We start from the raw sequence: 24,807 nt of genomic DNA, 5'->3' as shown, positions 1-24,807 counted from the left end.
GGGGCGGGCGGGTCGATCAGGCCGAATTGCACCATCCATGCCAAGGCGCCGCCCCATAGCACGTCGGCTGCGCTGCAGCGCGTGCCCAGCAGATAGTCGCCCTGCGCCAGCTGTGCGTAGACCACGTTCAGTACGGTGTCGCAGTCTGCATAGGGCGAGAGCGAGCGCGGCGGGGGCGTGCGCTTGAGTGCAAGGTCGACGATCGCCGGCTCGAACGCCGCGCCGTAAAAGGCCAGCCAGCGCAGGTAGGCGCCGCGGTCGGCGTCGCCCGGCGCGGGCGACAGGCCGGCTTCCGGGTACAGCTCGGCCAGATACTGGTAGATGGCGCCCTGTTCGGTCACCACGCTGTCGCCGTGCACGATCGTCGGAATCTTGCCCATCGGGTTGATCGCAAGGAACTCCGGCGCAAGCTGCTGCTCCTTTTCCAGATCGATGACCTGCAGGCTGTAGCTGGCGCGCAGTTCCTCCAGTAGCACCAGGACACCGCGCGAACGCGAGCGGGGATTGTGGAACAGGGTGATATGGCGGTCGTCGGACATGGCTGGCTCCTTGGGATCAGGGGGTGATGGGGCGGGTGCAATGGCATTGCTGGTATGACGATCCTACGGAGCTATTGCGGACAGTTTCTGTCCGCAATATCGTCTGGCCATGGCTTCGACCGCTGCCCGTCTGCTGCGACTGCTTTCCTTGCTGCAAGGTGGGCGCAGCTGGCCGGGCGCTGCGCTTGCCGAGCGCCTGGAGGTGCACCCGCGCAGCCTGCGGCGCGATGTCGAGCGGTTGCGCGAGCTCGGCTACCCGGTGCATGCGGCGCCGGGATCCGGCGGCGGTTACCGCCTCGGGCAGGGCGCGGCGGCCTTGCCGCTGCTGTTCGAGGAGGAAGAGGCGCTGACCGTGGCGATCGCCCTGCGCGCGGCGGCGCCGGCCATCGCCGGCATGGATGCCGCCGCCGCCCGCGTGCTGGCAAAACTGGACCCGCTGCTGCCGCGGCGGAGCGGTCAACGCGCCAGCGCGGCGCATGCGGCCATGGCAAGCATGCCGATTGCCGAGCCGGGAACGCGGGTGGATGCGGCCCTGCTGACCCAGCTTGCCGGCGCCTGCCGCGACCGCACCACGCTGCGGCTGGACTATCGGCGCCACTCCGGCGCGGCCATCACCCGCTGCGTCGAGCCGGCGCTGCTGGTCAACTACGGCCGGCGCTGGTACCTGCTGGCCTGGGATTGCGAACGCCAGGACTGGCGCACGCTGCGCGCCGACCGTATCGATCTGGCGGTGCCCACCGGCGCCAGGTTCGATGCCCGGGCGCTGCCGGAAGATCCGCTTCAACTGCTGCGCAAGGCCATCGGCGAAGCGCCGTTTCCGTGTCGGGCGCGGGTGCGGCTGCCCGGCACGCTGGAGATGCTTGCCGCGCAGGTTCCACCCTGGCTGGGCGCGCTGGAGGCAGACGGGGCTGGCCACTGCTGGCTGGGGCTGGGCGCGCCGACCATGCCGGCGCTTGCCGCCAATCTGCTATTGCTTGAGCTGCCATTCGAGGCGATCGCGCCGGCCGCCATGCGGCAACCTCTGCTCGATGCGCTGGACGCCTTGCGGACGCGACTGCACCGGCCGTCGGCCTGAGCGCTGCTGCCTCTTGGCAAGCCCGGGGCAAGCTGGGACACTCCGCCGCATGAAGGGGATGTCAAGATTGCTGGGGCTGTTGTTTGTCGCGTTGTCGGCTGCGCCGGCCAGCGCCGGCACGCTGTACAAGTGCGTCAGCGGCGACGGCATCACCAGCTACCTGAGCAAGCGCCAGAGCGGTGCGGCCTGCAGTGTCATCAGCAGCTACACCCCCGATCGCTCGGTCCGCCGTCTGCCAGCTGCGCCAATGCCTCCTGCCGCGGCAGTGTCCAATGCGTCGGCCCGGTCCGTCGCTTCGATCGACAGCGGTGCGCCCGCCACCATCATCAGCCCGCCACCACGCCGCGCTGCCGGGACGGCTGTGGCTGCGCCTACGCTGCCGGTGGCAGAGCGTGCGACATCGATCATGCCCGCCGCTGCGCCGGCCGCTGCGGTCAACCCGCGCCGCGTGGTGAGCGGACAGGTCTACTCTTATATGAAGGACGGCGTGCGCCACTACACCAGCGCACGTCCGCGCCAGGTGGCCAGCATCGAAGGGCTGCGCACCATCCACTACAGCTTCATCGAGACCTGTTACGCCTGCGGCGCCAAGCCGGGCGTCAACTTCGGCGCAATCCGGCTCAACACCGCGGCCTATCAGCAGGAGATCGCATCGGCGGCGCGCGAGTTCGGGGTCGAAGAGGCGATCGTGCGCGCCATCATCCATGCCGAGTCGGCGTATAACCCGCTGGCGCTCAGCCGCGCCGGTGCGCAGGGGTTGATGCAGTTGATGCCGGGCACTGCGCGCCGCTTCGGCGTCAGCGATGCTTATGACGCATCGCAAAATATTCGCGGCGGTGTGCAATATCTGTCGTGGTTGCTGAAGCGCTTCAATGGCGATCTCACGCTAGCGGCCGCTGGCTACAACGCCGGCGAGGGTGCCGTGGATCGTTATGGCGGCGTACCGCCCTACAGCGAGACCCAGCGCTACGTGCAACGCGTCGGCCTGCTGGCCGGCCGTTATCGCGGTCAGAGCACAACTGCCAACTGAGCAGCGGGTTGGTCCCGGTGCTTGCAGATGCAGCATGCGGCGCTGTGGTGGTCACCCCGATGAGGCCAAGTCGTTCGCGTAGTCGCCAATGCTGCACCTGCGTTGCGATGCCGCCGCTGCGTCATCCCGCCCTCGAACGAATGCGCTGCGCGCGCGTACTGCGTCACAGCCACCGCACAAGGCATCGCGCCTGGCCTGCAGCATCCGAGGCGCGCACACATCGGCCATTGCATCGCACATGCCCGACTGCGTACATTGCATTGTCTGTGCATTAAGCGTTCCGCTACACTGCGGTCGATTCATCGCGGCTGGACCCCCCGCCAGCCGTTGGCAGCCTCACGCTACCTAATCAAGATCGGAGAGCCGGATGGCCAACGATGGGGTTAACGCACCTGCTGATATCGGGCGTCGCCGGTTTTTGACCGCGACGACGGCCGTGGTCGGTGCGGTCGGAGCAGGATTTGTTGCAGTTCCGTTCGTGAAGTCGTGGAATCCCAGTGCACGCGCCAAGTTGGCCGGCGCACCGGTGACCGCCGACATCAGCGCCTTGCAGGAAGGGCAACGGCTGGTTCTGGAATGGCGCGGTCAGCCGATCTGGATCGTCAAACGCTCCAAGGCGATGCTCGACGCATTGCCGTCGCTGGACGACCGGCTCAAGGACCCCAAGTCCGAGAACAAGGACCAGCAGCCCGAATACGTGCTGAAGAACCCCGAGTACCGTTCGATCAAGTCCGACATCTCGGTGCTGGTCGGACTGTGCACGCATCTGGGGTGCTCGCCGGAAATGGTGGCCGAAATCCGGCCCGAGCCCTACGACCCGCAGTGGAAGGGCGGCTACTTCTGTCCGTGCCATAAATCGCGCTTCGACATGTCCGGCCGCGTCTTCGACGGTGTGCCCGCACCGATCAATCTGCTGGTGCCCCCGCATCACTATGTGGACGACAACACGCTGGTGATCGGCGTCGATCCGGATGGTGCCGGTACGTCGGCCAAAAGCACGGGGGCTGCCTGATGAGCAATATTCTGGTTCGTACCGCCAACGGCGTGTTCGATTGGGTCAATGAACGCGCACCCGGGCTGATGCCCACCTACCGCAAGCACATCAGCGAGTACTACGCACCGAAGAACTTCAACCTCTGGTACTACTTCGGCTCGCTGGCCATCGTGGTGCTGGTGAATCAGATCGTCACCGGCATCTTCCTGACGATGCACTACAAGACCAGCGCCGCCGACGCGTTCGCTTCGGTCGAATACATCATGCGCGACGTGGAGTGGGGCTGGCTGATCCGCTACATGCACAGCACCGGCGCCTCGCTGTTCTTCATCGTGGTGTATCTGCACATGTTCCGCGGGCTGATGTACGGCAGTTACCAGAAACCGCGCGAGCTGGTGTGGATCCTGGGCATGCTGATCTACCTGGTGCTGATGGCGGAAGCCTTCATGGGCTACGTGCTGCCGTGGGGCCAGATGTCGTTCTGGGGCGCGAAGGTCATCATCTCCTTGTTCGGCGCCATTCCGGTGATCGGCAACGGGCTGACCGAGTGGATCATGGGCGACTACCTGCCCGGCGATGCCACGCTCAACCGCTTCTTCGCGCTGCACGTGATCGCACTGCCACTGGTGCTGTTGCTGCTGATCGTGCTGCACATCGGCGCGCTGCACGAGGTGGGCTCCAACAATCCCGACGGCGTGGAGATCAAGAAGGGGCCCAAGGGCAATCGCTGGGATGCGCACAAGCCCGCCGACGGCATTCCGTTCCATCCGTACTACACGGTGAAGGATCTGGTCGGTGTCGGCTTTTTGCTGCTGATCGCCGCCTTCATCATCTTCTTCGCCCCCGCATTCGGCGGCCTGTTCCTGGAGCACGACAACTTCACCGAGGCCAATCGGCTGGTCACGCCCGAGCACATCAAGCCGGTCTGGTACTACACCCCGTACTACGCAATGTTGCGCGTGGTGCCCAACAAGCTGGGCGGCGTGCTGGTGATGTTCTCGGCAATCGCCATCCTGTTCCTGGTGCCGTGGCTGGATCGTGCCAAGGTGCGTTCGGTGCGCTATCGCGGCTGGATCTCGAAGGTGGCGCTGGGCGTGCTGGTGGTGTGCTTCGTGTGGCTGGGTGTGATCGGCTCCGGGCCGGGCACCGATGCGCACGAAACCTATGTGGGACGCGTGCTGACCTTCCTGTACTTCGCCTTCTTCATCACCATGCCGGTGTGGACGCGGCTGGACAAGACCAAGCCGGTGCCGGAGCGGGTGACGACCCATGACTAAGCGCATCGTGATGTCATGGAAGTCGCGCGTGGCGGCAGTACTCTGCGGCCTGACGCTGGCCCTTGGCGCAATGGCGGCCGAAGGCGGAAAGGTGCAGCAGGCCGGCAACGATCTGGGCGACCGCGCATCGCTGCAACGCGGCGCGCAGTTGTTCATGAACTACTGCTCCGGCTGCCACTCGTTGAAGTACCTGCGCTATTCGCGCATGGCCAGCGATCTGGGACTGAGCGAAGCCGAGGTCATGGCCAACCTCAACTTCACCGGGGCCAAGATCGGCGAGCATATCGAAGGCACCATGCCGCACGATGCGGCGACCAAATGGTTCGGCAAGGCGCCCCCGGATCTGACCTTGATCGCGCGCGTCCGCGGTACCGACTGGGTTTACACCTACCTCAAGTCGTTCTATCTGGATCAGACCCGCCCGCTGGGCTGGAACAACCAGTTGTTCCCGAACGCGTCCATGCCCAATCCGCTATGGGAACTGCAAGGTCTGCAGCAGGCGCAATTCGGCCCGGCCGACAAGGCCACCGGCGACAAACCGGTGGAGGCACTGAAGCTTGGGCAGCCGGGACGACAGACGCCGGTGGAGTTCGACCAGACCGTGCGCGATATCGCCAACTTCCTCGAGTACGCCGGCGAACCGGCTGCATTGAAGCGGCAGAGCATGGGCGTGTGGGTGATCCTGTTCCTGGTGTTCCTTACCTTCATGGCGTACTTGCTGAAGAAGGAATACTGGAAGGATGTGCATTGATCGGGACGTGATCTCCGATCAATGCATGCACCGAGCGCGCGCATTCCGCACCTGGCAAGCGCGGGCAGCAAGCGCAGGTGCGAGGCAGCGCATACCAGGCGAATACATCGACTTGCATGCTCAAGCCCTCTCCCCCCGGGAGAGGGCTTGGGGTGAGGGTGGGCATGCACGCCATGCATGTATGACCGACCAATCGTTGCCTGCTCGATCGCGCCGACATCGTCGAGACATGCGTTTCTGCGCGGGAGCAACGCGCAGTGCAGGCGACCCACGCACGTAAACCCGCTCCCTGCGGCGAAATCAGACCCCGGCACCAGCAGCGGCATCCACCACGCACCGTGCGTAACTGCCGCGGCGACCTCGGGCAGTGGTCACGCCAGGCCATCCAGCTCAGCCGTTGCGCAGATACCGCGTTGGCCACCGCGGCCATGTCCAGCAGCTGGCGTGGGCTGTGCGGGTGGCATCTTGGGGCGCATCGACTGCGATGCTGCGCCCCGGCCGTCGGCCACATCCTGGGTGTGTTGCCGCGACGCGATAGCCCCGCCAAACGTGCGCAAATCGCCGGCCCTGACTGACAACTCCGCAACGCCATCGGTTACCTGTGCACTAATAAGGCCTATCACTCTTGGCTTTTGCGTGACGTGATTGCACACTCGAAGGACCGTGGTGACGGTCGGCGTTGGGCCGGCCGCGCCGATGCGGCCGGCGGATTCCGGTCGTCGGAGAGCCTTGAATGGCGACGAGTGTGCGTATGCGGAATACCTTGACTTTGTTTTCGTCCAACGACGACGTGTTGTGCCACCGGGTCCGTCTGGTCCTGGCGGCGAAAGGGGTGACCTACGACCTGGTGCCGGTCGACCCGCAAAATCCTCCCGAAGATCTGATCGATCTCAATCCCTATCATTCGGTGCCGACCCTGGTCGAGCGCGATCTGGTGCTGTACGCCGCATCGGTGGTCAGCGAGTATCTGGACGAGCGCTACCCGCATCCGCCGCTGATGCCGGTCGACCCGCTATCGCGCGCGCGCCTTCGCCTTGCGATGCTGCGTATCGAACACGACTGGGTGCCGCAGGTGCAGGCGATCCAGCTCGGCAACAAGACCCAGGCCGAGGCCGGCCGCAAGCGCCTGAAAGAACTGCTCACTGCCTCGGTGCCGCTGTTCAAGGCCAGCAAGTTCTTCCTCAATCCGGAAATGAGTCTGGCCGATTGCGCGATGGCGCCGATCATCTGGCGACTGGATGCACTGGAGATCGGCCTGCCCAAGGATGGCAAGGCGATCGAGGACTACGGCAACCGGATCTTCCGCAATCCCGGTTTCATTCGCAGCCTCACCGAGCAGGAAAAGAAGCTGCGTGATTTGCCGGGCTGATGTGACGGCTGTATGCCAACAGACCGACTTACGATCGCGTCGCCGCCGTTGCGGGCCATGTCCGGGTAAAATGACGTCATGAGCGAAGATTTCCCCCGCATGACCAGCCATCGCCCGTATCTGTTACGGGCCTTGGTCGAATGGATCAACGACAACGGCATGACGCCGCACGTTTTGGTGGATGCAGGACTGCCCGGCGTGCAAGTGCCGGCCAGTGCCGTCAAGGACGGCCGCGTTGTGTTGAACATCGCCGAGCGCGCCGTGGTCGGGCTGCAGGTCGACAACGAGAGCGTGAGTTTTACGGCGCGCTTCGGCGGTGTCAGCTATCCGGTGATGGTGCCGATGGCCGCCGTGCTGGCGGTGTACGCGCGTGAAACCGGGCAGGGCATGGCCTTGCCGGATGACATCCCGGGCACCAGTAGCGAGCCACCTGATCCGGGCGCATCGCCGCCGAGCGCGCCGACGCCGGACGAGCCGCCCAGCGGGGGCAAGCGCCCGCATCTGCGCGTGGTCAAGTAGGCGTTGCCGACATGCACGACGAAGGCGTTCCGATGCAGGTGGAGCGCGTTCGTCATGTCGATTGCGGCGAGCCGGATGCGTCCGGCATGTACGAGTACTATTACGAATACGACATCTATCGCTTCATCGATGCTGCGACGTCCCTTGTTGCGCGCAGCTACACCGACACGCCTGCTGAAGTGCATTTTCTCACTATCGAGGTGGCCGGCAAGTCGCGACCGTTGCAACCTGCCGATCTTGCTCGTCCGCTATGCGCACTCGCACAGGCGTATCTGCGTCGGGAGGGCAAGCTGGAAATACGCTGGCTGAGTGGCAGGGGCAATGGCTATGAGCCGGTGCCCTTGGATTCCGCGCTGGAGCGGTGAGCTGGTGCGATATGGAGTGCCTGCCAAGCGCATCGCGTCCGTCACCGGCGCCGACCTCATACGGCCACACTCCACGCTGAGTGGGGCTGCGTGTCGGGGCCCGGCCGATCGGCGACCGGTGCGCGTTCGGTTCCTGCTGTCACGTGATCGCTGTCGGGCACAGGCCTCAGGACGTGAGCGCGACACGCGTTGCCCGGCACGCCCCGTCATTCCAGTCGCTGCTGATCCGGATGCAGCGCCCGCACGGTGGCCACCTGCGGCCCGGTGAACGCGATCAACTGATCGCCACGCAGGACCAGCTTGCCGCTGTGGCGATCGGCGCCATCGTAGGAATACTCGAAGCGGAACGTGCGCTCGAAGCCGAGCCATCCAGTGGGCAGTCTGCAGACGCGCAGATTGGTGGAGTGCACGCTCTGGTCCAGCCACTGCACATCGGCCGCACGGCAGGCATTGCGGCCGAGGATCTCGGCACGTTCGGCTGCGGCACGCGAGGAGTTCCAGAACGCGAACAGCGCGGCACCGGCAATCATGAAGAGGATGAGGCTGGGCATGCCGCCAATGTGCCACGGTGGCGCCTGCCCGACAATCGCATGGCCGTTTGTGGCCTCGATGTGCGTGCTGTGTGCATGCTTCGGAGCGCGGGTTTCAGTCTGCTGACAGGTGCGCGACCATCATCGCCAGCGTCGCTTCGAACTGGCCGTGACGCTCGGCATCGCGGAAGGGGCGAACCCGGCTGACGCAGACTTCGGCAGGCGAGTGCGCGCTTTCAGGGTCGGGATGCAGCAGCGCCAGGACTTCATCGGCGAATGCGTCCAGCGGCATGGAGTTCGGGTCCTGCGACTGGCCGGGCGTCAGCTCTGTCTGGACCTGCGGCGGTACGATCTCGATCACCTCGACCTGTCCCTGCAGCAGCGGCCGCAGCGCGGCGGTGTAGGAATGCAGGGCCGCCTTGCTGGCGCTGTAGGTGGGTGCGGCCGGATAGGGCACGAAGGCCGTCCCGGAGGACACGTTGAGGATGGCCGCATCCGGTTGCGTGCGCAGATGCTCGATCAATGCGTCGGTCAACCGGATGGGGCCAAGGACGTTGGTGACGATCATGCGTTCGGCATCTGCCAGGTCGCGCTTGCGGCGCGGATCCTCGCCTGCATAGGCGCCTGCGTTGTTGACCAGCACATTGAGATCGGGGAACGCGTCGAGCAGATCGCGCACGAAGGCCGCAACGGCATGGGGATCGGCGATGTCCAGCTCGCGCACCTGCATGCCGGCATGATCGGTTGCGGTGGCGTCCAGTGCGGCACGGCGCCGTCCAACAACGATCACGCGATTGCCCGCAGCGTGCCAGCGCTGTGCCAGCGCCCGCCCGATCCCCGAGCCGCCGCCCGTGACCAGAATGGTATTGCCGCTCGCCTTCATGATGCTTCCACCTTGTTCGGGTTGCCTGGGCAGTGATGCAGGGTAGGGAGTCCGCCTGCGATTGCCGTGAACGCCGGTGAATCCATTCACCAGCCTTGCAGATGGCGGCTTGCATCGGTGCCACAACGGCGCCACCTCACAGATATCGTTGCTTCATTGACCTCATCCGGCTGGTCGTCGAGGCTGGCCATTCGCGACTGACATCGCCCATGCATCCTGTTCTGCAGCATTTCCATCCCGTGGTCGCTGCGTGGTTCGCGCAGACCTTCGCTGCGCCCACGCCGGCGCAGGTGGCTGCGTGGCCGGCGATCCAGGCCGGCCGGCATACGCTGGTGGCGGCGCCCACCGGGTCGGGCAAGACGCTCACCGCGTTCCTTGCGGCGATCGATGCGCTGATCCGCGACGGGCTGGACAAGGGCGGGGCGCTGCCCGACCAGACGCGCGTGGTGTATGTGTCGCCGCTGAAGGCCCTGTCCAACGACATCCATCTCAATCTGGAGGCCCCGCTGCAGGGCATCCGCGCGGCCCTGGCCGCCGAAGGCCTGCCGGATGTGGCAGTGCGCACGGCGGTACGCACCGGCGACACGCCGCAACGCCAGCGGGCTCAGGCGCGGCGGGTGCCGCCGCATGTCCTGGTGACCACGCCGGAGTCGTTGTACGTGCTGCTGGGCTCGGCATCCGGGCGCAGCGCGTTGCGGCATGTGCGCACGGTCATCGTCGATGAAATCCATGCGGTGGCGGCGGACAAGCGTGGCAGCCATCTGAGCCTGACGTTGGAGCGGCTGCAGCGGCTTGCCGACCAGCCGATCACGCGGGTCGGTTTGTCGGCAACCCAGAAACCCATCGAAACCGTCGCGCACTTTCTGGTTGGCGTTGACGAAGACGGCGTGCCGCCGCCCTGCGAGATCGTCGATATCGGCTACACGCGTGAGCGCGATCTGGCGTTGGCGTTGCCGCCCACGCCGCTGAGCGTGGTGATGTCCAACGACCAATGGCTGCAGGTCTATGCCGACGTGGCCGCACTCGCTCGGCAGCATCGCACCACGCTGGTGTTCGTCAATACGCGGCGCATGGCCGAGCGTGCGGCGCGGCATCTGGGCGATCTGTTGGGCAAGCAGCGCGTTGCCGCCCATCACGGAAGCCTGTCGCGTGAGACGCGTCTGCTGGCCGAGCAACGTCTCAAGGCGGGCGAACTCACCGTGCTGGTGGCGACCGCCTCGCTGGAGCTGGGCCTGGATATCGGTGATGTGGATCTGGTGTGCCAGCTCGGGTCGCCGCGCTCGATCGCCACCTTCCTGCAGCGCGCCGGCCGCTCCGGTCACAACGTCGGCGGCACGCCCAAGGCGCGGCTGTTTCCGCAGACCCGCGACGAGCTGGTCGAATGCGCGGCATTGCTGGACGGCATCCGGCGTGGCGAACTGGATACGCTGCGCATTCCAGTGGCGCCAGTGGATGTGCTTGCCCAGCAGATCGTGGCCGAGGCGGCATGCGAAGACTGGGACGAGGATGCGCTGTTCGCGTTGATGCGGCGGGCGTGGCCCTTCGCTCGGCTGAGTCGTGCCAGCTTCGACAGCGTGGTGCGCATGCTGTGCGAGGGCTTCAGCACCCGGCTCGGCCCGCGTGCAGGGTATCTGCATCGCGACGCGGTGCATCGGCGGCTGCATGCACGCCGCGGTGCGCGCATGACGGCGCTGACCTCTGGCGGCACCATTCCCGAAACCGGCGATTACAGCGTGGTGCTGGAGCCGCAGGCCGAAAAGATCGGCACGGTGAACGAAGATTTTGCGGTCGAAAGTCTCACCGGCGACGTGTTCCAGCTCGGCAATGCCAGCTACCGCATCCTGCGCGTGGAGGCCGGGCGCGTGCGCGTGGAAGATGCCAAAGGCGCCCCGCCGAATATCCCGTTCTGGTTGGGCGAAGCGCCTGGCCGCAGCGACGAATTGTCGGCGGCGGTGTCGCGCCTGCGCTGCGAGATTGCTGCCCGACTCGACGACGCACCGCATCGGGCGGCACGCGATTGGCTATGTGGCGCACTGGGCTGTTCCACAGAAGCGGCGCAGCAATTGGTGGACTATCTGGCGCATGCCTGCACGGCGTTGGGGGCCATGCCCACGCAGCAGTGTCTGGTGATGGAACGGTTTTTCGATGCCAGCGGCGGCACGCAACTGGTGATCCACTCGCCCTACGGCAGCCGCATCAATCGTGCCTGGGGACTGGCATTGCGCAAGCGCTTCTGCCGCACCTTCAATTTCGAATTGCAGGCCGCAGCGACCGAGGATGCGATCGTGTTGTCGCTGTCGACCAGCCACAGTTTTGCGCTGGAAGAGGTGGGCCGCTATCTGCATTCGTCCTCGGCCGAGCATGTGTTGATCCAGGCGCTGCTGGATGCGCCATTGTTCGGCGTGCGCTGGCGCTGGAACGCCACCAATGCGATGGCGTTGCCGCGTTTCACCGGCGGCAACAAGGTCGCCCCGCAGTTGCAGCGGATGAAATCCGAAGACCTGTTGGCGACCGTGTTTCCGGATCAGGTGGCCTGTGCGGAGAACCTGGTCGGCGAGCGCGAGGTGCCGGACCATCCATTGGTCACGCAGACGCTGGACGATTGCCTGCACCAGGCGATGGACAGCGAAGGCTGGTTGCAGGTGTTGCGTGGGCTGGAGTCGGGTGCCATCACCCTGGTGGCGCGCGATCTGGCATCGCCCTCTCCGCTGGCGGCGGAAGCCTTGAATGCGCGTCCGTACGCATTCCTGGACGACGCGCCGCTGGAAGAGCGCCGCACCCAGGCCGTGCAGAGCCGTCGCTACAGCCCACAGAGCAGCGACGATCTTGGGCGGCTGGACCCATTGGCCATCGCGTCGGTGCGCGAGGAAGCCTGGCCGCAGCCCCGCGATGCCGAAGAGATGCACGAGGCCCTGGTCGGGCTGGGCGTGCTGCCGGTCGCCGAGGCGGCAGATGCGCAGTGGCAGGCGTGGTTGCGCGTGCTTGCCGCCGATGGCCGTGCCAGCTGCCTGCTCATGCAGGACGCGCCGGCGCTATGGATCAGCGCCGAGCGCATCGATTGGTTCATGCGCCTGTATCCGCACGCATCGGCGCAGCCGCCGTTGCAGGCACCGGACGATTGCCGCGTGGCCGACTGGGAGCGCGACTGGGCCGTGCGCGAGCTGTTGCGCGGGCGCCTGTCGGCGATTGGCCCCGCGCAGCTGCCGGCATTGGCCGCCGCATTGCGCTTGCCCAAGGACGACATCGCGCTGGCGTTGCTGGCCTTGCAGCGCGAGGGCTATGTCATGGCCGGCCAGTTCAGCGCGGATGCGCAGTCGGAACAGTGGTGCGAACGCCATCTGCTGGCGCGCATCCATCGCTACACGCTGGGGCGGCTGCGGCGCGAGATCGAGCCGGTGTCGCAGCGCGATTACGCGCGCTTCCTGTTCGAGTGGCAGCATCTGGACAGCGATAGCCGGGTTGCCGGACCGGATGCGTTAGCTGGCGTTGTCGGGCAACTGGAAGGCTTCGAAGCGCCGGCCGTGCTGTGGGAAAGCGACGTGCTGCCGGCGCGTGTGCGCGACTATCAACCCGCGTGGCTGGACGAACTGTGCACCGCCGGACGTACCACGTGGGCGCGCCTGCGCCCCGGCGGCGGGCGCAGCGGCGCCGCGCTGCGGGCGACTCCCATCGTGCTGTTGCCACGCCGCGAGGCGCAGCGCTGGAGCGGGCTGGCACGCGCAGCAGACGACGCGCCGCTGGGGTCGCGCGCGCAGCGCGTGGTGGAGGTGCTGCAGCAGCAGGGCGCGTTGTTCTTCGACGAAATCGCCGATGCCGCACACCTGATGAGCACCGAACTGGAAGATGCCTTGAGCGAACTGGTGATGCGTGGCCGTGCGCATTGCGACAGTTATGCCGGACTGCGTGCGCTGCTGGTACCGGCGTCCAAGCGGCCGTCGGCGCTCTCGCGTCAGCGGCGTCGCAGCGGTGCCCTGGGCATCCGCGATGCCGGGCGATGGGCGCCGGTGCGCGCGCTGGCCGAGCTGCCGCAGGCCGAAGCCGGCGAGCGGCATCAGGAGATGCTCGAACACGTCGCGCGCACGCTGCTGCGCCGCTACGGCGTGGTGTGCTGGCGCCTGCTCGAACGCGAGGCGGCATGGTTGCCGCCCTGGCGCGAACTGCTGCGCATGTATCAACGTCTGGAAGCGCGCGGCGAAATCCGTGGCGGCCGCTTCATCGCCGGCCTGTCTGGCGAGCAATTCGCGTTGCCGGATGCGATCGCGGCCTTGCGTCGCGTGCGCGCACAGGTTCCGCAGCAGCGCTGGGTGTGCGTGAGCGCAAGCGACCCGAGCAATCTGTTGGGCAGCATCCTGCCCGGCGAGCGCGTGGCACGTGTGCCGGGCAATCGCGTCGCATCGCTCGATGGCCTGCCGATGGCGGTATGGGCGGCCGATCGTTTCCAGCCGTTGCAGGCGCTCACCGCCGAACAGGCCGAGCAGGCATTGCGCGTCTTGCAACGCGGGCCGGGCGCGGCCGAGCTGACGCCGATGCAGCAGTGGCTGGCTCAGTCGCCCGCCAGCGCTGCCCGCGTGCCGGTCATGCGCGGGAGCGGACGCGACAAATAGGCGCTGTCGGGCACCACCCAGCGCCATGGCTGGTCGACGGCCTTGCGGATACCGATGCGCGGCGTCGCGAGCGGAACCGCCGGCGGCGCGGTGCCGTCGTGCTCGATCCACAGACGTGCGCCGGCAGTGGTCAGGTCCAGCCCGTTGTCGGCCGCAGTGACGCCGAACGCCTGCGCCAGGCGGCCGGGGCCGGTGGTCAGCGCCTTGGCCGGTGCAGTGCCGCGCGCAGCCTGCATCGCCTCCATCCCGGCCAACGGCTGCAGCGCGCGGATCAGGACGGCATGCCCAGGCGCGCCCCCGCAGACCGCATTGATCGCCCAGTGCATGCCATAGATGAAATACACATAGAGATGTCCGGGTGCGCCGAACATCACCTGGTTGCGCGGGGTAATGCCGCGGAACGAATGGGCGGCCGGATCTTCGCCGCCGCAATAGGCCTCGACCTCGGTAATGCGGCCGCGGCGGCCATCGGCACTGACCAGCACCTTGTTGAGCAGGCGCGGCGCAACCTGGCGCGCATCGTGGGCGTAAAACGCGCGGGGCAGTGGCGTGGGCGACATCGCATCAGCCTAACTGCATGGTCGTGATGTCTCTGCGGACTGTCCCGGACAGCCCGTCCATCAGGGGTAGGGTTTTTCTGAATCCGCCAGGTCCGGAGCGCCGGACCTGTCACAAAACACAATATCCAATCGCCTGAATAGGCGCTGTACCACTGCGGGTATCTCAAGCGTTTTTTGCCGTCGCCGATAGCTATTAACGATTGGTTAGACGAGTCCGCATCGTGCGATCGGCACGCGCAGCACCGTCGATTGCCCATGCACCGCATGCAGCCCACGCATCACTCAAGAGAACTCCCCAATGTTAGGCAACTTCAAAATCGGAACCCGGCTGATCGTGGCGTTTCTGATCGTCTCGGCGATCGGTGCGTGCATCGGGTGGGTGGGCTATTCGAACTCCGGACGCATCAGCGACCTGTCGACCTCGCTGTACGAGCGCGAATTGCTGGGCCTGTCCAACGTCAAGGAAGCCAACATCAACCTGATCTATGCCGGCCGCGCACGCGCCAACCTGATGCTGGCCAGCAGCGCGGAAGAGCGCCAGTCGCATGTGCAGAACATCGACAAGTACACCGCCAAGGTCGTCGATTACATGACCCGCGCGCGCGGCAGCTTCCAGACCGAAGAGGGGAAGAACAAGCTCGCGCAGTTCGACCGCGCCTGGCAGAAGTATCTGGACGAGCGCGGCCGTTTCATCGAGGCCGCCAACCGTGAGGCCTTGCGCGACGCCAATCCGGAACTGGCCGCGTTATCGCGTGCGGTACGCGCCAGTTCGGATGAGGTCGATACCCTGATGACGGACCTGAGCGGCCTGCGCGAGCGCAGCGCAGCCTCGGCCAACGCCGAAACCAGCGCCATCCACGCGCGCAGTTCCAAACTGCTGGTGGCCATCATCTGCGGCGGCGTGCTGCTCGGCGCAGTGCTTGGCGTGGTGATCAGTCGCAGCGTCACCGGCCCGATCCGTCGCGCCGTCACGGTCGCCAACGGCTTGTCCGAGGGCGACCTGACCATGCGCATCGACGTGCATGGTCGCGACGAGACCGCGCAGTTGCTCGAAGCCATGCGCACCATGGTGCAGAAGCTGTCGCAGGTGGTGGGCGAGGTCAATACCAGCGCCGAGACCCTGGCCAGCGCGTCCGAAGAAGTCAGCGCCACTGCGCAGTCGTTGTCGCAGGCCGCCAGCGAGCAGGCGGCCGGCGTGGAAGAAACCAGCGCCTCGCTGGAGCAGATGACCGCATCGATCAGCCAGAACACCGAGAACGCCCGCATCACCGATGGCATGGCCACCCAGGCTGCCAAGGAGACCATCGAAGGTGGCGAAGCGGTGGTCGCCACCACCCAGGCGATGAAGCAGATCGCGCAGAAGATCGGCATCATCGACGACATCGCCTATCAGACCAATCTGCTCGCGCTCAATGCCGCGATCGAAGCGGCGCGCGCCGGCGAGCATGGCAAGGGATTTGCCGTGGTGGCCGCCGAAGTGCGCAAGCTCGCCGAACGCAGCCAGGTGGCCGCGCAGGAAATCGGCGAGGTGGCCAGTTCCAGTGTGGAGCTGGCCGACCGCGCCGGCCGCCTGCTCGACACCATCGTGCCCAGCATCAAGCGTACCTCGGATCTGGTGCAGGAAATTTCCGCCGCTTCCGAAGAACAATCCTCGGGCGTGAGCCAGATCAACTCGGCGGTGGTGCAGCTGAGCCAGACCACCCAGCAGAACGCCAGCGCGTCCGAAGAACTGGCCGCCACGGCCGAGGAAATGAGCGCGCAGGCCGAGCAGCTGCAGCAGAGCATGGCGTTCTTCCGCCTGGGCGGGCAGGGGCCTGCGAGCACGCCGCCCAAGCGCGGCAAGGTGGCGGTCGCACGCCCGGCACGTGCGCCCGGTACGCGCGGCTGGCGCAGCAGCGCGGCGCCGGCGTACGCGATGTCCGAGGGCCCGGACGAAGGCCAGTTTGCTCGCTTCTGAGAGATCGAACGATGACTGCAGAGATTTCCGATGTCATGCCGGGCGATGCCGATGCGGCCGCCCAATACCTCACCTTCCAACTGGACGGCGAAACCTTCGCCACCAGCATTCTGGGGATTCGCGAAATCATCCAGTACCGTACCCCGACGCCGGTGCCGTCGATGCCGGCGTGCGTGCGCGGGGTGATCAATCTGCGCGGCGCAGTGGTGCCGGTGGTGGATCTGCAGGCGCGGCTCGGGCGTGCCGACAGCGCCATCAACAAGCGCAGCTGCATCGTGATTCTGTCCACCGAGCAGGCGCAGGGCACGCAGGTGATCGGGGTGCTGGTCGATGCCGTCAACGCGGTGATCGAACTGGCTGACCACGACATCGAAGGCGCGCCGGCCTTCGGCACGCATATCCGTCGCGACCTGCTGCGTGGCATGGGCAAGGTGGGCGAGCGCTTCGTGGTGCTGCTGGAGATGGAGCAGGTGCTGCAGGTCGACGAGATTGCCGGCAACGCCGACGCGCTGGCTGCCTGAGGGCCGCGTGAGTCACGGCGCACCGATGTCGTTCGATCGAGAGTGCAGGCGACTGTCGGCGTGAAGGAGCAGACTGCGCATCGTGGGTTGCCTTGGTCCCTAGCCGGGTCGCGTCGGTTGGGCGGCGTAGGCAGGCAGCAGGTCGCGCGTCGCTTTTTGCCCACGCAACTGGCGTCGTGCGTTGGCACTCTGGCTCACATCTCCCGGGGCGCATCGACCACGGTTGAGCACGCGTCACTTAGCTGCGTGTGTGGGCAGTCCTATGTGCCTGGCGCGCGCCCACCGCCGTTCACTGCACGAAGTAAAGATAGTTCAAGCAGTGCACGGCGAGCGGGTATCAGCCGTGCAGATGCCAGCCGCTGAACCGCTGTACGCGATTGCGTCCATCGCAGATCGCGCCCTGCAGCGCATGCCGTGCACGTGCCAGCAGGGTGTTGCTGTCGAGCGTCTCGCCGGCGGGCGCATCGACTACCCCGATGCTGACGGTCAGCGTACCGGTGGGCCAGCGTGCGGTCTCGACCGCCTGGCGGATGTCTTCGGCAACCTGCACTGCGGCAGGCGCTGATGCAGTGGGCAGTGCTACGCACAGCCGATCGCAGTCGAGCCGTGCCACGATGGCGGCAGGCGGCAACTGCGCCTGGACCAGGCTTGCTGCCTGTACCAGCGTCGCATCCGCTGCGGCAACGCCCGCGTGCAGCTTGTGCCGCTTGAAACCATCCAGATCGATCAGCAAACAGCCCAGCGGCTGTTCCGGCACTGCGGCGGATGGGTCTTGCAGCGTCTGCAGGCCATGCTCCAACCCTGCACGGTTCCACAGGCCGGTGAGCGCGTCGTGCAACCCATCCAGCTCGACCAGCTCGGCCGCACGCCGTAATTCGATGGTGTCCACGACCTGCCGCGCCAGTGCCCGCAACGCATCGCGCTCGGCACCGGACAGCCGCCGCGGCGTGCGATCGAGCACGCACAAGGTCCCTAGCGCAATGCCGTCGGAGGTCAGCAACGGGGCGCCGGCGTAGAAGCGGATCTGCGGCTCGCCAGTGACCAGCGCGTTGTTGACGAAGCGCGCATCCAGATGGGTGTCGGCTACTTCCATCAGCTGATCCGGCGCAAGGATGGCGTGGGCGCAGAACGACAGCGTCCGTGGCGTCTCGCTTGGCTGCATCCCGATCCTGGACTTGAACCACTGCCGTTGCGTGTCGACCAGCGAGATCAGCGCCATCGGCGTGCGGCATAGCGCAGCGGCATCGGCCGCCAGCGCGTCGTACTGCGGCTCGGGCGCGGTATCCAGCAACTGGTAGGCGTGCAGCGTGGCCAGGCGCTCGTCTTCATTGGCCGGCGCGCGCGCGCCCAGCAAGGCGCCAACGTCGCCCGGCAACAAGGTCGCGTGGATCAGGTGCAACGCGGGTGCGTCTGGAAGCTGCATGCAAGGCCTTTGCAACAAGCGCCGTCAAGGCGATCAAGTGTCTGCCGCAACAGCCGCTGCCATTGCGTGCGTCACACCGTCCGGTAAACGTCGGCTACCCCAGCGGCCGACATTCGAGGATCTTGCCACATCGGCAGGCAGCGGTAAGCGCTGGCGATTCCATTCCGACGCCGCAGTCCCGCCGGCATCGGGCATGGCGGTCATTCGCCCTGACCGGCATTGCCCTTGGGGCGGCGGCTGTGCTCGTCATGCACTTTCAGGTCTTCCTGGCCCGGACGCTGTTTGGCGGCCTCGTCCTGCTTGCGCGATTCCTGGCTGTCGGAAACGCCACTGGCGTCGTCGCCGGCATTGTCGGGTTGGCGCTGTTGCTTGCTCATGGCGAAGGGTCCGCTGTGATGGAGAGGCGGACGTTAGCGCGCGCGATGTGATACCGGCGGCATGGCCTGCACCCCGGCCTTCCGGCGTGGCTTGCAGCGGCAGAAACGAAAGAGCCCCGGACGTGGATGTCCGAGGCTCTTGGTTCGATGCGGTGGTGGAGCGGAAGGGGATCGAACCCTCGACCTTCGCGATGCGAACGCGACGCTCTCCCAGCTGAGCTACCGCCCCACGTACCTTGATTCTAACCACATGCCGCACGGTTCGCCAATGCGGCCGGTAGCGGACCACGCTGACCGGCGCACCAGCGCTAGGGATTACTCGCGCACCAGCGGGAACTTGAGGTCCGGGTTCTTGGCCTTCCATTCCTTGTACGACACCGAGCCTTCCCAGGCGGCGAAGGCCTTCGGGGTCCGGCCGCGGCCGGACCAGGTCTCGCCGGTGTGCGGCAGTTCGTACTTCGGCTTCACTTCGCTACGGCCGCTCTTGACCACTTCCTTGCGCGCAGACGTGGCGCCCAGATAGGCCGCGATATCGTTGCGCTGCTTGGTGTTGAAATGGCCGGCAAACTGCTCGAGCAGCGACACGATGGTGGCATGCGCAGAGGATGCCTCGCTCGCGCGCTCGGTTTTCTCCTGTTCTTCCAGCTTCTGCAGCTCGTCCAGCAGCTTGGCTTTGGCTTGCGCGATGGAATCCAGTTTCGAAGAAGTATTGCTCACAGAGGTATGGCCTCGGAATAAAGAGTGGAGACGCCGCCCTAGGGCGAGCGCCATTATGGCATGCGGCCCGGGGGAGGCCGCTGCGTGTGCTGGTGCTTGCACATGGCGTGAACAGCCTTTTCACACGCGCTGCTCGGCCGCTTTCGCATTGTCGTTGCGGGCGCTGCCCAGCTTACACGCAGGTCAGCGAACCCGGCCATGAAGATACAGGAGCACGCAATGGGCGAGGATACGTGGAGCACCGGCTCACACGCCTGCGACCGCTTTGCTCACGATCAAATCGATGTGCTGCGGTTCCGGAGCAAGACGCATGCGATGAGCACTTCCGGACGGTGCGCCGGTTGCATTGACGCTGTGGTGGTCGGAATGACCCAGGCTGCGCCGTGCCGATGCCTTCAGCATGCGCGATGTGCCAGAGAAGTGCGGCGCCGGCGCGAGGACCCGCGGGCGGAGATCGACCGTCTTTAGCAAAACCTGGCACGTTAGAGCGTGTTATGCACTTTGAGATGAGATGCGTTGGCCGTCAGCGGTGCGGAGCGGGTGCCGCGCGGCGCCCGCTCCGTGCCGCTGACGGCCAACCCTCCGGGAAGCGCCCTGTGGCGCGCCGATACCGCGTTGCGCGCCTTGCCCAGGCGGCCAGCCTGGGCCGCAGCGCACGCCTTGTCTCGACGCGCCACAGGACGCTTCGCACTCACCTCAACGTACATAACACGCTCTAGGCAAGGTAAGGATTGACCCGGGCGCATCGCCAGCCGCGCACGGCACCTGGGAACAGCCCGTATCGCTGCGGGCTGTTGTTGTCTGCGTTGGCGTCACGCGGGGCTTATTTCGCCGCCGTGTCGGCCAGCAACGGCATCAGCTGCGCTTCCAGCATCTGGCGACGCCACTGGCCCAGTGCGGCCGGCCAGCTGTGCTGCTCGATCAGGGTTTCCAGATGCCGGCGCGAGGCGAGCAGGCCATCCGGTAAGCCGAGCTCGCGGCTGCGCTGCGCCACGGCATCCTGCAAGCGCTTGAGCACGGCCTTGTTGCCGTCGGTGGCGGCCTGCGCCAGCGGTGCGGTGTCTTCGTCGGGCAACGGCGTGTTGAGCGCGTCCCACACCGCATTGGCGAGCTTGCGTGGCGCCTTGGGAAACTTGTCGAACTGGCGCAGCAGGGCGTCCAGATCCGCGGGTGGAAAGCGTGCCAGCTGGCTGGCCAGTTCGTTGTCCAGAATCCAGCTGCGCGGGCGGTCGCTCTGACGCGCCTGCAGGTCGCGCCAACGCAGCAGCCGCAGCAGCCGACGTTGCGCCGCCGGCTCCAGAAACTGTGCGGTGCGCAGGCTGACATGCGGCCAGCGCTCGCCGTCATCGTGCTCGACCGTGGCGAGCAGGCGCTCGGCATCTTCGGCCAGCCAGCCCAGGCGATCCTGTCCGGTGAGGCGGGCAGTGAGCTCGTCGTGAATCGCGAACAGGTAGCGCACATCGTCGGCAGCGTATTCCAGTTGCGATGCCGACAGCGGGCGACGCATCCAGTCCGAGCGCGTCTCGCCCTTGGTCAGCAAGGTGCCGGTCACTTCCTGCACCAGCTTCTGATAGCCCATGCCGCCGCCGACACCGGCCAGCGCGGCAGCGATCTGGGTATCGAACAGCGGACGCGGCAAGGCGCCGCATGCGCACTTGAAGGTGACCAGGTCTTCGCTGGCGCTATGCATCACCTTGACGATGTCGGTGGCGATCAACCACTCCTTGAGCGCTTCGTTCATGCCCGGGATCAGCGGGTCGATCAACAGGATCTCCTCGCCGATGGCCATCTGCACCAGTGCCAGTTGCGGCCAGTAAGTGCGTTCGCGAATGAATTCGGTATCCAGGCCGATGCGCGAAGGGCGCGCTGCCTGCAGGCGTTCGGTCAGCTCGGAGGGGTGGGTGATCCAATGGGGCACGTGATTTCCGTCGACAGCGAGGGTTTGCGCAGAACGCGCAGAATAGCCTAACGTCGCGATCGCCTGTCGTGCGGCAGAGCACTGGAAGGAGCAGGTGGTGGGCAAGTGCGGCAACCGGATCGCAGCGTGGGCATTGGTCGTGCTGAGCATATGCGCCTGTTCGCGTGCCCCCGCACCGGCGCCGACGCCGGCCGCTGCGCGACAGCCGGTAGCGCCCGCGCAGCCGAGCAAGCCGAATGTGTCCATCGGTGGCGAAGAATCCGCCGAGACGGTCGCGCAGTGGCAACCGCCGACGGTGGATCTGGGCGACGAGCCCGTGGCGCAGGCACGCAAGCGCGCCGACCAGGCCTTGCAGGACGACCGCCTGTATCGCGATGCGGACGATGCGATCCCGTTGTACCTGGCCATCGAACAACGCACCGGCGGCAAGGATGCGGCCAGTCGACGCGGCCTGGAACAGGCGCGCGCCCGCTTGATCGAACGCGGCCGGGCGCTGGTTGCACGGACCGATCGGCAGGACGATGCGCTCGAACAGGCGCGCGAGCTCGCCATCGTGGCCTTGGCGCTCGCACCGAAGGACCCGAAGGTGCGCGCCTTGCAGAGCGAGGTGGAAACTGCGCAACGCGTGCTCGGTTTCAATCGTGCCGGTGAAGAAGACCTGCGCGGTGGTCGCCTGGGCGAAGACGGCAATGGTGCGCTGGCGAATTTTCGCGATGCCGCGCAGCTGGACCCGGACAATCCACGTACGCGCCAGGGGCTGGCCGCCGTGGAAAGTGGCCTGCTGGAACGCGCCGAGCAGGCCGCCGACGCCGCCGATTTCATCGGCGCGCGCTACTGGTTGCAGATGGCCGGGCAGGTGCGCGACCGCGCACCCACCATTGCCGACGCGCGCGCGCGTATCGAGCGCACCCGGCGCGGGCAGATCGCGGCCTTGCACGATGCCGGGCTGCACGATCTGACCTCGCCGCGCGGGCTCAAGGCCGCCGGCGAGAAACTGGCCGAAGTGCTGCGCATTGCCGATCCCGGCGATCCGATGGCCGGCGATCTGCGGCGTCGCCTGGAATTGGCCACCCACTACGGCAGCTTCCGCCCCGGACAGGTCTTCACCGACGGGCTCAAGGTCGGTGGTCGCGGGCCGCAGATGATCGTGGTGCCGCATGGCGCCTTCCAGATGGGGGCGGGCGATGCCGAGCCGGGCGCATCCGACAACGAGCGCCCGGCGCATTACGTGCGCTTTGCGCGCGGCTTCGCGCTCTCGATCACCGAGGTGACGGTGGCCGAATTCCGTCAGTTCGTCGAAGCCACCGGCGCGCGTCCTCGCGCCACCCGGCGCGGCCATTCGGTGGTGTACGACGAGCGCAGCGGCAACTTCATCCGCCGCAGCGGCGTGGACTGGCAGTCCGACTACAACGGCGCGCAGGCCGCGCCCAACAGCCCGGTCATGCACGTCAGCATCCGCGACGCCGAAGCCTATGCGTCGTGGCTGTCGGAACAGACCGGACGCCATTACCACGTGCCCAGCGAGGCCGAGTTCGAATATGCGGTGCGCGCCGGCACCACCGGGCGCTATCCCTGGGGCAATGCCGGCTCGCCACCGCGCGATGCGGGCAATTTCACCGGCGGCAACGACGTCTCGCGCAGCGGCCGGCACTGGAACAACGGCTTCGTCGGCTACGGCGACGGCTTCTGGGGCCCGGCGCCGGTCGGAAGCTTCCGCGCCAACGCCTGGGGCCTGCACGACATGGGCGGCAACCTGAGCGAGTGGGTGGCCGATTGCTGGCACGCCAGCTACCGGCGGGCACCGGCCGACGGCGCGGCGTGGTTCAACCCGGGCTGCCGGCAGCGCATGATCCGCGGCGGCAGCTGGGCCAATTCGCCGCAGCAAACGCGTGCGGCGTGGCGGCAATCGCAGGACTCCGATACCACCAGTGCGCGCATCGGCTTCCGGCTGGCACGCGGAATCTAGGCACGCGGCGCGGGGAAGGATGCGCCGAGGTCGCCGGGTTCCGTGGCTTAACCGCAGCGAACACCCGCCGGCACCACGCCGGAACCACTGGCGCAGACCGAGGTCGAAGCGCCAGCGCTTCTGAAGGACTGCTGCGATGGGCACGGGGATCAAACTGTTTCGTTGGGCCGTAGCGATCCTGCTGGTCGGCGGCAGTGGCTTTGCCGTGGCGCGGCATATGCAGGACGGCAACATCGCCGGGCATTACCGCTCGTTGGAAGTGATCCGCCCGGAAGGCGCGCCCAAGGCGATGGTGCTGCTGTTGCCCGATAGCGGCCACCCGCAGCGGGCGCAGCAGCTGGCCGACATGCTGAGCAACGACGGCGCGCTGGTGGCGGTGATCGATACCGCCAGCTACCGCGAACGCCTGCGCTCGCACCACGCCGCGTGCAGCTCGCTGGCCGACGACGCCGAGCGGCTCGGCAAGAAATTGCTGCGTGCCGAACACGTGGATGCCTTCCTGCCGCCAGTGCTGGTGGGGCAGGGCGATGGCGCCGTGCTGGCGCGTCAGGCCCTGGCGTCTGCGGCACCGGACGTGCTCGGCGGCGCGGTGGTAGCCGACGCCGGCACCAGGGATGCGGGCCTGGCCTGTTCGCGCGATGTGCCCGATGCCAACCAGGGCTTCCTGGACGATCTGGTCGACGATGCCAGCCCGATGCAGATTGCTGCGGCCACGCGCGGCCACTTCCTGGCGGCGCAGGCGCAGGGCCTCGGCGATCTGCCGCTGGTCGAAATGCACACACCCGGCAGCGACAGGCTGGTGGTGATGCTGTCCGGCGATGGCGGCTGGCGCGAGCTGGACAAGGGCATTGCCGCGCAGTTGCAGCAGCAGGGCGTGTCCGTTGTGGGCTGGAACAGCCTGCGCTACTTCTGGTCCAGCCGTACCCCACAGCAGGTGGGCGCGGATCTGGACCGGGTGATCGCCGCCTACCAGCAACGCTGGCATATCGAGCACGTGGCGCTGGTCGGTTACTCGTTCGGCGCCGACGTGCTGCCGTTCGCCTACCCCGAGCTGTCGCCCCAGCGGCGCGCCTCGGTGCAGTTCGTCAGCCTGCTCGGGCTTGGCCATCAGGCCGACTTCAAGGTCCGTGTCGGCGGCTGGCTGGGCTGGCATAACGATGCCGAGCGCGATGTCGAACCTGCGATCCAGTCGCTGGATGCGCATCGTCTGCAGTGCATCTACGGCAGCGAAGAAAAAGACACGCTGTGTCCGGAGCTGCGGACGCGCGGCGTGGACGTGGTGATGCGGCCCGGTGGGCATCACTTCGATCACGATCCGGTGGTGCTGGCCGGAGTGCTGATGCAGGGTTGGCAGCATGCGACGCAGATGCCTCCCATGGCGAGGAGCGGCTGACAAAACGAGCGTGCTCGCCGCCAGGCGGGCGCGGCCTTT

General features: G+C 66.6%; 21 protein-coding genes and 1 tRNA gene. 13 read left to right on the top strand and 9 right to left on the bottom strand.

The window, feature by feature from the left end; genetic code table 11:
• Positions 1 to 539 (bottom strand): glutathione S-transferase family protein (locus tag Y887_RS07095; RefSeq protein ID WP_046963669.1); only part of this gene is annotated, 539 nt, incomplete at its 3' end.
• Positions 540 to 648: 109 nt separating this feature from the next.
• Between Y887_RS07095 and Y887_RS07090 the strand changes: the two genes are divergently transcribed.
• From Y887_RS07090 to Y887_RS07055, 8 genes are all read left to right on the top strand, one after another.
• Positions 649 to 1,614 carry a helix-turn-helix transcriptional regulator gene (locus Y887_RS07090; protein WP_046963668.1) on the top strand — a complete coding sequence of 322 codons (966 nt, stop codon included), beginning with the start codon at positions 649 to 651 and terminating at the stop codon, positions 1,612 to 1,614.
• 49 nt (positions 1,615 to 1,663) lie between these two features.
• Positions 1,664 to 2,644: a lytic transglycosylase domain-containing protein gene (locus Y887_RS07085; protein ID WP_046963667.1), complete on the top strand. Its 981-nt coding sequence runs from the start codon at positions 1,664 to 1,666 to the stop codon at positions 2,642 to 2,644.
• Between the two features lie 367 nt (positions 2,645 to 3,011).
• Complete coding sequence (petA, locus tag Y887_RS07080; RefSeq protein WP_046963666.1) at positions 3,012 to 3,656, top strand: ubiquinol-cytochrome c reductase iron-sulfur subunit; 645 nt, start codon at positions 3,012 to 3,014, stop codon at positions 3,654 to 3,656.
• Positions 3,656 to 4,915, top strand: coding sequence for a cytochrome b (locus tag Y887_RS07075; RefSeq protein WP_046963665.1), 1,260 nt, complete (start codon positions 3,656 to 3,658; stop codon positions 4,913 to 4,915). The genes petA and Y887_RS07075 overlap by 1 nt, the downstream gene beginning before the upstream one ends.
• The gene (locus tag Y887_RS07070; RefSeq protein ID WP_046963664.1) at positions 4,908 to 5,666 is read left to right on the top strand and encodes a cytochrome c1; all 759 of its coding nucleotides are present in this window, start codon (positions 4,908 to 4,910) and stop codon (positions 5,664 to 5,666) included. The genes Y887_RS07075 and Y887_RS07070 overlap by 8 nt, the downstream gene beginning before the upstream one ends.
• Before the next feature lie 733 nt (positions 5,667 to 6,399).
• Entirely contained in the window at positions 6,400 to 7,035 is a 636-nt protein-coding gene (locus Y887_RS07065; protein ID WP_039407816.1) for a glutathione S-transferase N-terminal domain-containing protein, read from the top strand.
• A 78-nt stretch (positions 7,036 to 7,113) separates the two neighbouring features.
• Positions 7,114 to 7,554: a ClpXP protease specificity-enhancing factor gene (locus tag Y887_RS07060; protein WP_046963663.1), complete on the top strand. Its 441-nt coding sequence runs from the start codon at positions 7,114 to 7,116 to the stop codon at positions 7,552 to 7,554.
• A gap of 32 nt (positions 7,555 to 7,586) precedes the next feature.
• Positions 7,587 to 7,919 (top strand): hypothetical protein, encoded by a 333-nt coding sequence (locus Y887_RS07055; RefSeq protein ID WP_046963677.1) that lies wholly within the window; start codon positions 7,587 to 7,589, stop codon positions 7,917 to 7,919.
• 206 nt (positions 7,920 to 8,125) lie between these two features.
• Here Y887_RS07055 and Y887_RS07050 read toward each other — a convergent pair whose 3' ends face one another.
• Together Y887_RS07050 and Y887_RS07045 are read right to left on the bottom strand one after the other, a co-directional pair.
• Entirely contained in the window at positions 8,126 to 8,470 is a 345-nt protein-coding gene (locus Y887_RS07050; protein WP_046963662.1) for a DUF3301 domain-containing protein, read from the bottom strand.
• 94 nt (positions 8,471 to 8,564) lie between these two features.
• Positions 8,565 to 9,332 (bottom strand): SDR family oxidoreductase, encoded by a 768-nt coding sequence (locus Y887_RS07045; protein ID WP_046963661.1) that lies wholly within the window; start codon positions 9,330 to 9,332, stop codon positions 8,565 to 8,567.
• Positions 9,333 to 9,541: 209 nt separating this feature from the next.
• Between Y887_RS07045 and Y887_RS07040 the strand changes: the two genes are divergently transcribed.
• Entirely contained in the window at positions 9,542 to 13,936 is a 4,395-nt protein-coding gene (locus tag Y887_RS07040) for a DEAD/DEAH box helicase (RefSeq protein WP_046963660.1), read from the top strand.
• On the opposite strand, the gene Y887_RS07035 is transcribed toward Y887_RS07040, so the two are convergent.
• Positions 13,876 to 14,496: a DNA-3-methyladenine glycosylase gene (locus tag Y887_RS07035; RefSeq protein ID WP_046963659.1), complete on the bottom strand. Its 621-nt coding sequence runs from the start codon at positions 14,494 to 14,496 to the stop codon at positions 13,876 to 13,878. The genes Y887_RS07040 and Y887_RS07035 overlap by 61 nt on opposite strands.
• A gap of 298 nt (positions 14,497 to 14,794) precedes the next feature.
• On the opposite strand from Y887_RS07035, the gene Y887_RS07030 reads away from it, so the two are divergent.
• Positions 14,795 to 16,453 carry a methyl-accepting chemotaxis protein gene (locus tag Y887_RS07030; RefSeq protein ID WP_046963658.1) on the top strand — a complete coding sequence of 553 codons (1,659 nt, stop codon included), beginning with the start codon at positions 14,795 to 14,797 and terminating at the stop codon, positions 16,451 to 16,453.
• A gap of 11 nt (positions 16,454 to 16,464) precedes the next feature.
• Positions 16,465 to 16,974 carry a chemotaxis protein CheW gene (locus tag Y887_RS07025; protein ID WP_046963657.1) on the top strand — a complete coding sequence of 170 codons (510 nt, stop codon included), beginning with the start codon at positions 16,465 to 16,467 and terminating at the stop codon, positions 16,972 to 16,974.
• Between the two features lie 337 nt (positions 16,975 to 17,311).
• Here Y887_RS07025 and Y887_RS07020 read toward each other — a convergent pair whose 3' ends face one another.
• From Y887_RS07020 to rnd, 5 genes are all read right to left on the bottom strand, one after another.
• Complete coding sequence (locus tag Y887_RS07020) at positions 17,312 to 18,397, bottom strand: GGDEF domain-containing protein (protein WP_046963656.1); 1,086 nt, start codon at positions 18,395 to 18,397, stop codon at positions 17,312 to 17,314.
• Between the two features lie 200 nt (positions 18,398 to 18,597).
• Positions 18,598 to 18,774 carry a hypothetical protein gene (locus Y887_RS20940; RefSeq protein WP_169749478.1) on the bottom strand — a complete coding sequence of 59 codons (177 nt, stop codon included), beginning with the start codon at positions 18,772 to 18,774 and terminating at the stop codon, positions 18,598 to 18,600.
• 153 nt (positions 18,775 to 18,927) lie between these two features.
• A tRNA-Ala gene (locus tag Y887_RS07015) sits at positions 18,928 to 19,003 on the bottom strand.
• An 86-nt stretch (positions 19,004 to 19,089) separates the two neighbouring features.
• Positions 19,090 to 19,491, bottom strand: a complete 402-nt coding sequence (locus Y887_RS07010; RefSeq protein WP_046963655.1) for an H-NS histone family protein — start codon at positions 19,489 to 19,491, stop codon at positions 19,090 to 19,092.
• A gap of 823 nt (positions 19,492 to 20,314) precedes the next feature.
• Entirely contained in the window at positions 20,315 to 21,409 is a 1,095-nt protein-coding gene (gene rnd / locus Y887_RS07005) for a ribonuclease D (protein ID WP_046963654.1), read from the bottom strand.
• 97 nt (positions 21,410 to 21,506) lie between these two features.
• On the opposite strand from rnd, the gene Y887_RS07000 reads away from it, so the two are divergent.
• The gene (locus tag Y887_RS07000) at positions 21,507 to 23,375 is read left to right on the top strand and encodes a formylglycine-generating enzyme family protein (RefSeq protein WP_046963676.1); all 1,869 of its coding nucleotides are present in this window, start codon (positions 21,507 to 21,509) and stop codon (positions 23,373 to 23,375) included.
• Between the two features lie 136 nt (positions 23,376 to 23,511).
• Entirely contained in the window at positions 23,512 to 24,768 is a 1,257-nt protein-coding gene (locus tag Y887_RS06995) for a virulence factor (RefSeq protein WP_046963653.1), read from the top strand.
• Positions 24,769 to 24,807: the final 39 nt, after the last annotated feature.

The organism is Xanthomonas pisi DSM 18956 (genome assembly GCF_001010415.1).
GTDB lineage: Bacteria > Pseudomonadota > Gammaproteobacteria > Xanthomonadales > Xanthomonadaceae > Xanthomonas > Xanthomonas pisi.
Note: the sequence above shows the minus strand (reverse complement) of the source record. Positions and strands in the feature narration are given on the sequence as shown.

Bases quoted from the DNA above. Each gene is read 5' to 3' on its own strand.
- Y887_RS07045 (WP_046963661.1), bottom strand. From the start codon at position 9,332: ATGAAGGCGAGCGGCAATACCATTCTGGTCACGGGCGGCGGCTCGGGG.
- Y887_RS07050 (WP_046963662.1), bottom strand. From the start codon at position 8,470: ATGCCCAGCCTCATCCTCTTCATGATTGCCGGTGCCGCGCTGTTCGCG.
- Y887_RS07075 (WP_046963665.1), top strand. From the start codon at position 3,656: ATGAGCAATATTCTGGTTCGTACCGCCAACGGCGTGTTCGATTGGGTC.
- Y887_RS07065 (WP_039407816.1), top strand. From the start codon at position 6,400: ATGGCGACGAGTGTGCGTATGCGGAATACCTTGACTTTGTTTTCGTCC.
- Y887_RS07070 (WP_046963664.1), top strand. From the start codon at position 4,908: ATGACTAAGCGCATCGTGATGTCATGGAAGTCGCGCGTGGCGGCAGTA.
- Y887_RS07090 (WP_046963668.1), top strand. From the start codon at position 649: ATGGCTTCGACCGCTGCCCGTCTGCTGCGACTGCTTTCCTTGCTGCAA.
- Y887_RS07055 (WP_046963677.1), top strand. From the start codon at position 7,587: ATGCAGGTGGAGCGCGTTCGTCATGTCGATTGCGGCGAGCCGGATGCG.
- Y887_RS07060 (WP_046963663.1), top strand. From the start codon at position 7,114: ATGAGCGAAGATTTCCCCCGCATGACCAGCCATCGCCCGTATCTGTTA.
- Y887_RS06995 (WP_046963653.1), top strand. From the start codon at position 23,512: ATGGGCACGGGGATCAAACTGTTTCGTTGGGCCGTAGCGATCCTGCTG.
- Y887_RS07040 (WP_046963660.1), top strand. From the start codon at position 9,542: ATGCATCCTGTTCTGCAGCATTTCCATCCCGTGGTCGCTGCGTGGTTC.
- Y887_RS07085 (WP_046963667.1), top strand. From the start codon at position 1,664: ATGAAGGGGATGTCAAGATTGCTGGGGCTGTTGTTTGTCGCGTTGTCG.
- Y887_RS20940 (WP_169749478.1), bottom strand. From the start codon at position 18,774: ATGAGCAAGCAACAGCGCCAACCCGACAATGCCGGCGACGACGCCAGT.
- Y887_RS07020 (WP_046963656.1), bottom strand. From the start codon at position 18,397: ATGCAGCTTCCAGACGCACCCGCGTTGCACCTGATCCACGCGACCTTG.
- Y887_RS07025 (WP_046963657.1), top strand. From the start codon at position 16,465: ATGACTGCAGAGATTTCCGATGTCATGCCGGGCGATGCCGATGCGGCC.
- Y887_RS07035 (WP_046963659.1), bottom strand. From the start codon at position 14,496: ATGTCGCCCACGCCACTGCCCCGCGCGTTTTACGCCCACGATGCGCGC.
- petA (WP_046963666.1), top strand. From the start codon at position 3,012: ATGGCCAACGATGGGGTTAACGCACCTGCTGATATCGGGCGTCGCCGG.
- Y887_RS07030 (WP_046963658.1), top strand. From the start codon at position 14,795: ATGTTAGGCAACTTCAAAATCGGAACCCGGCTGATCGTGGCGTTTCTG.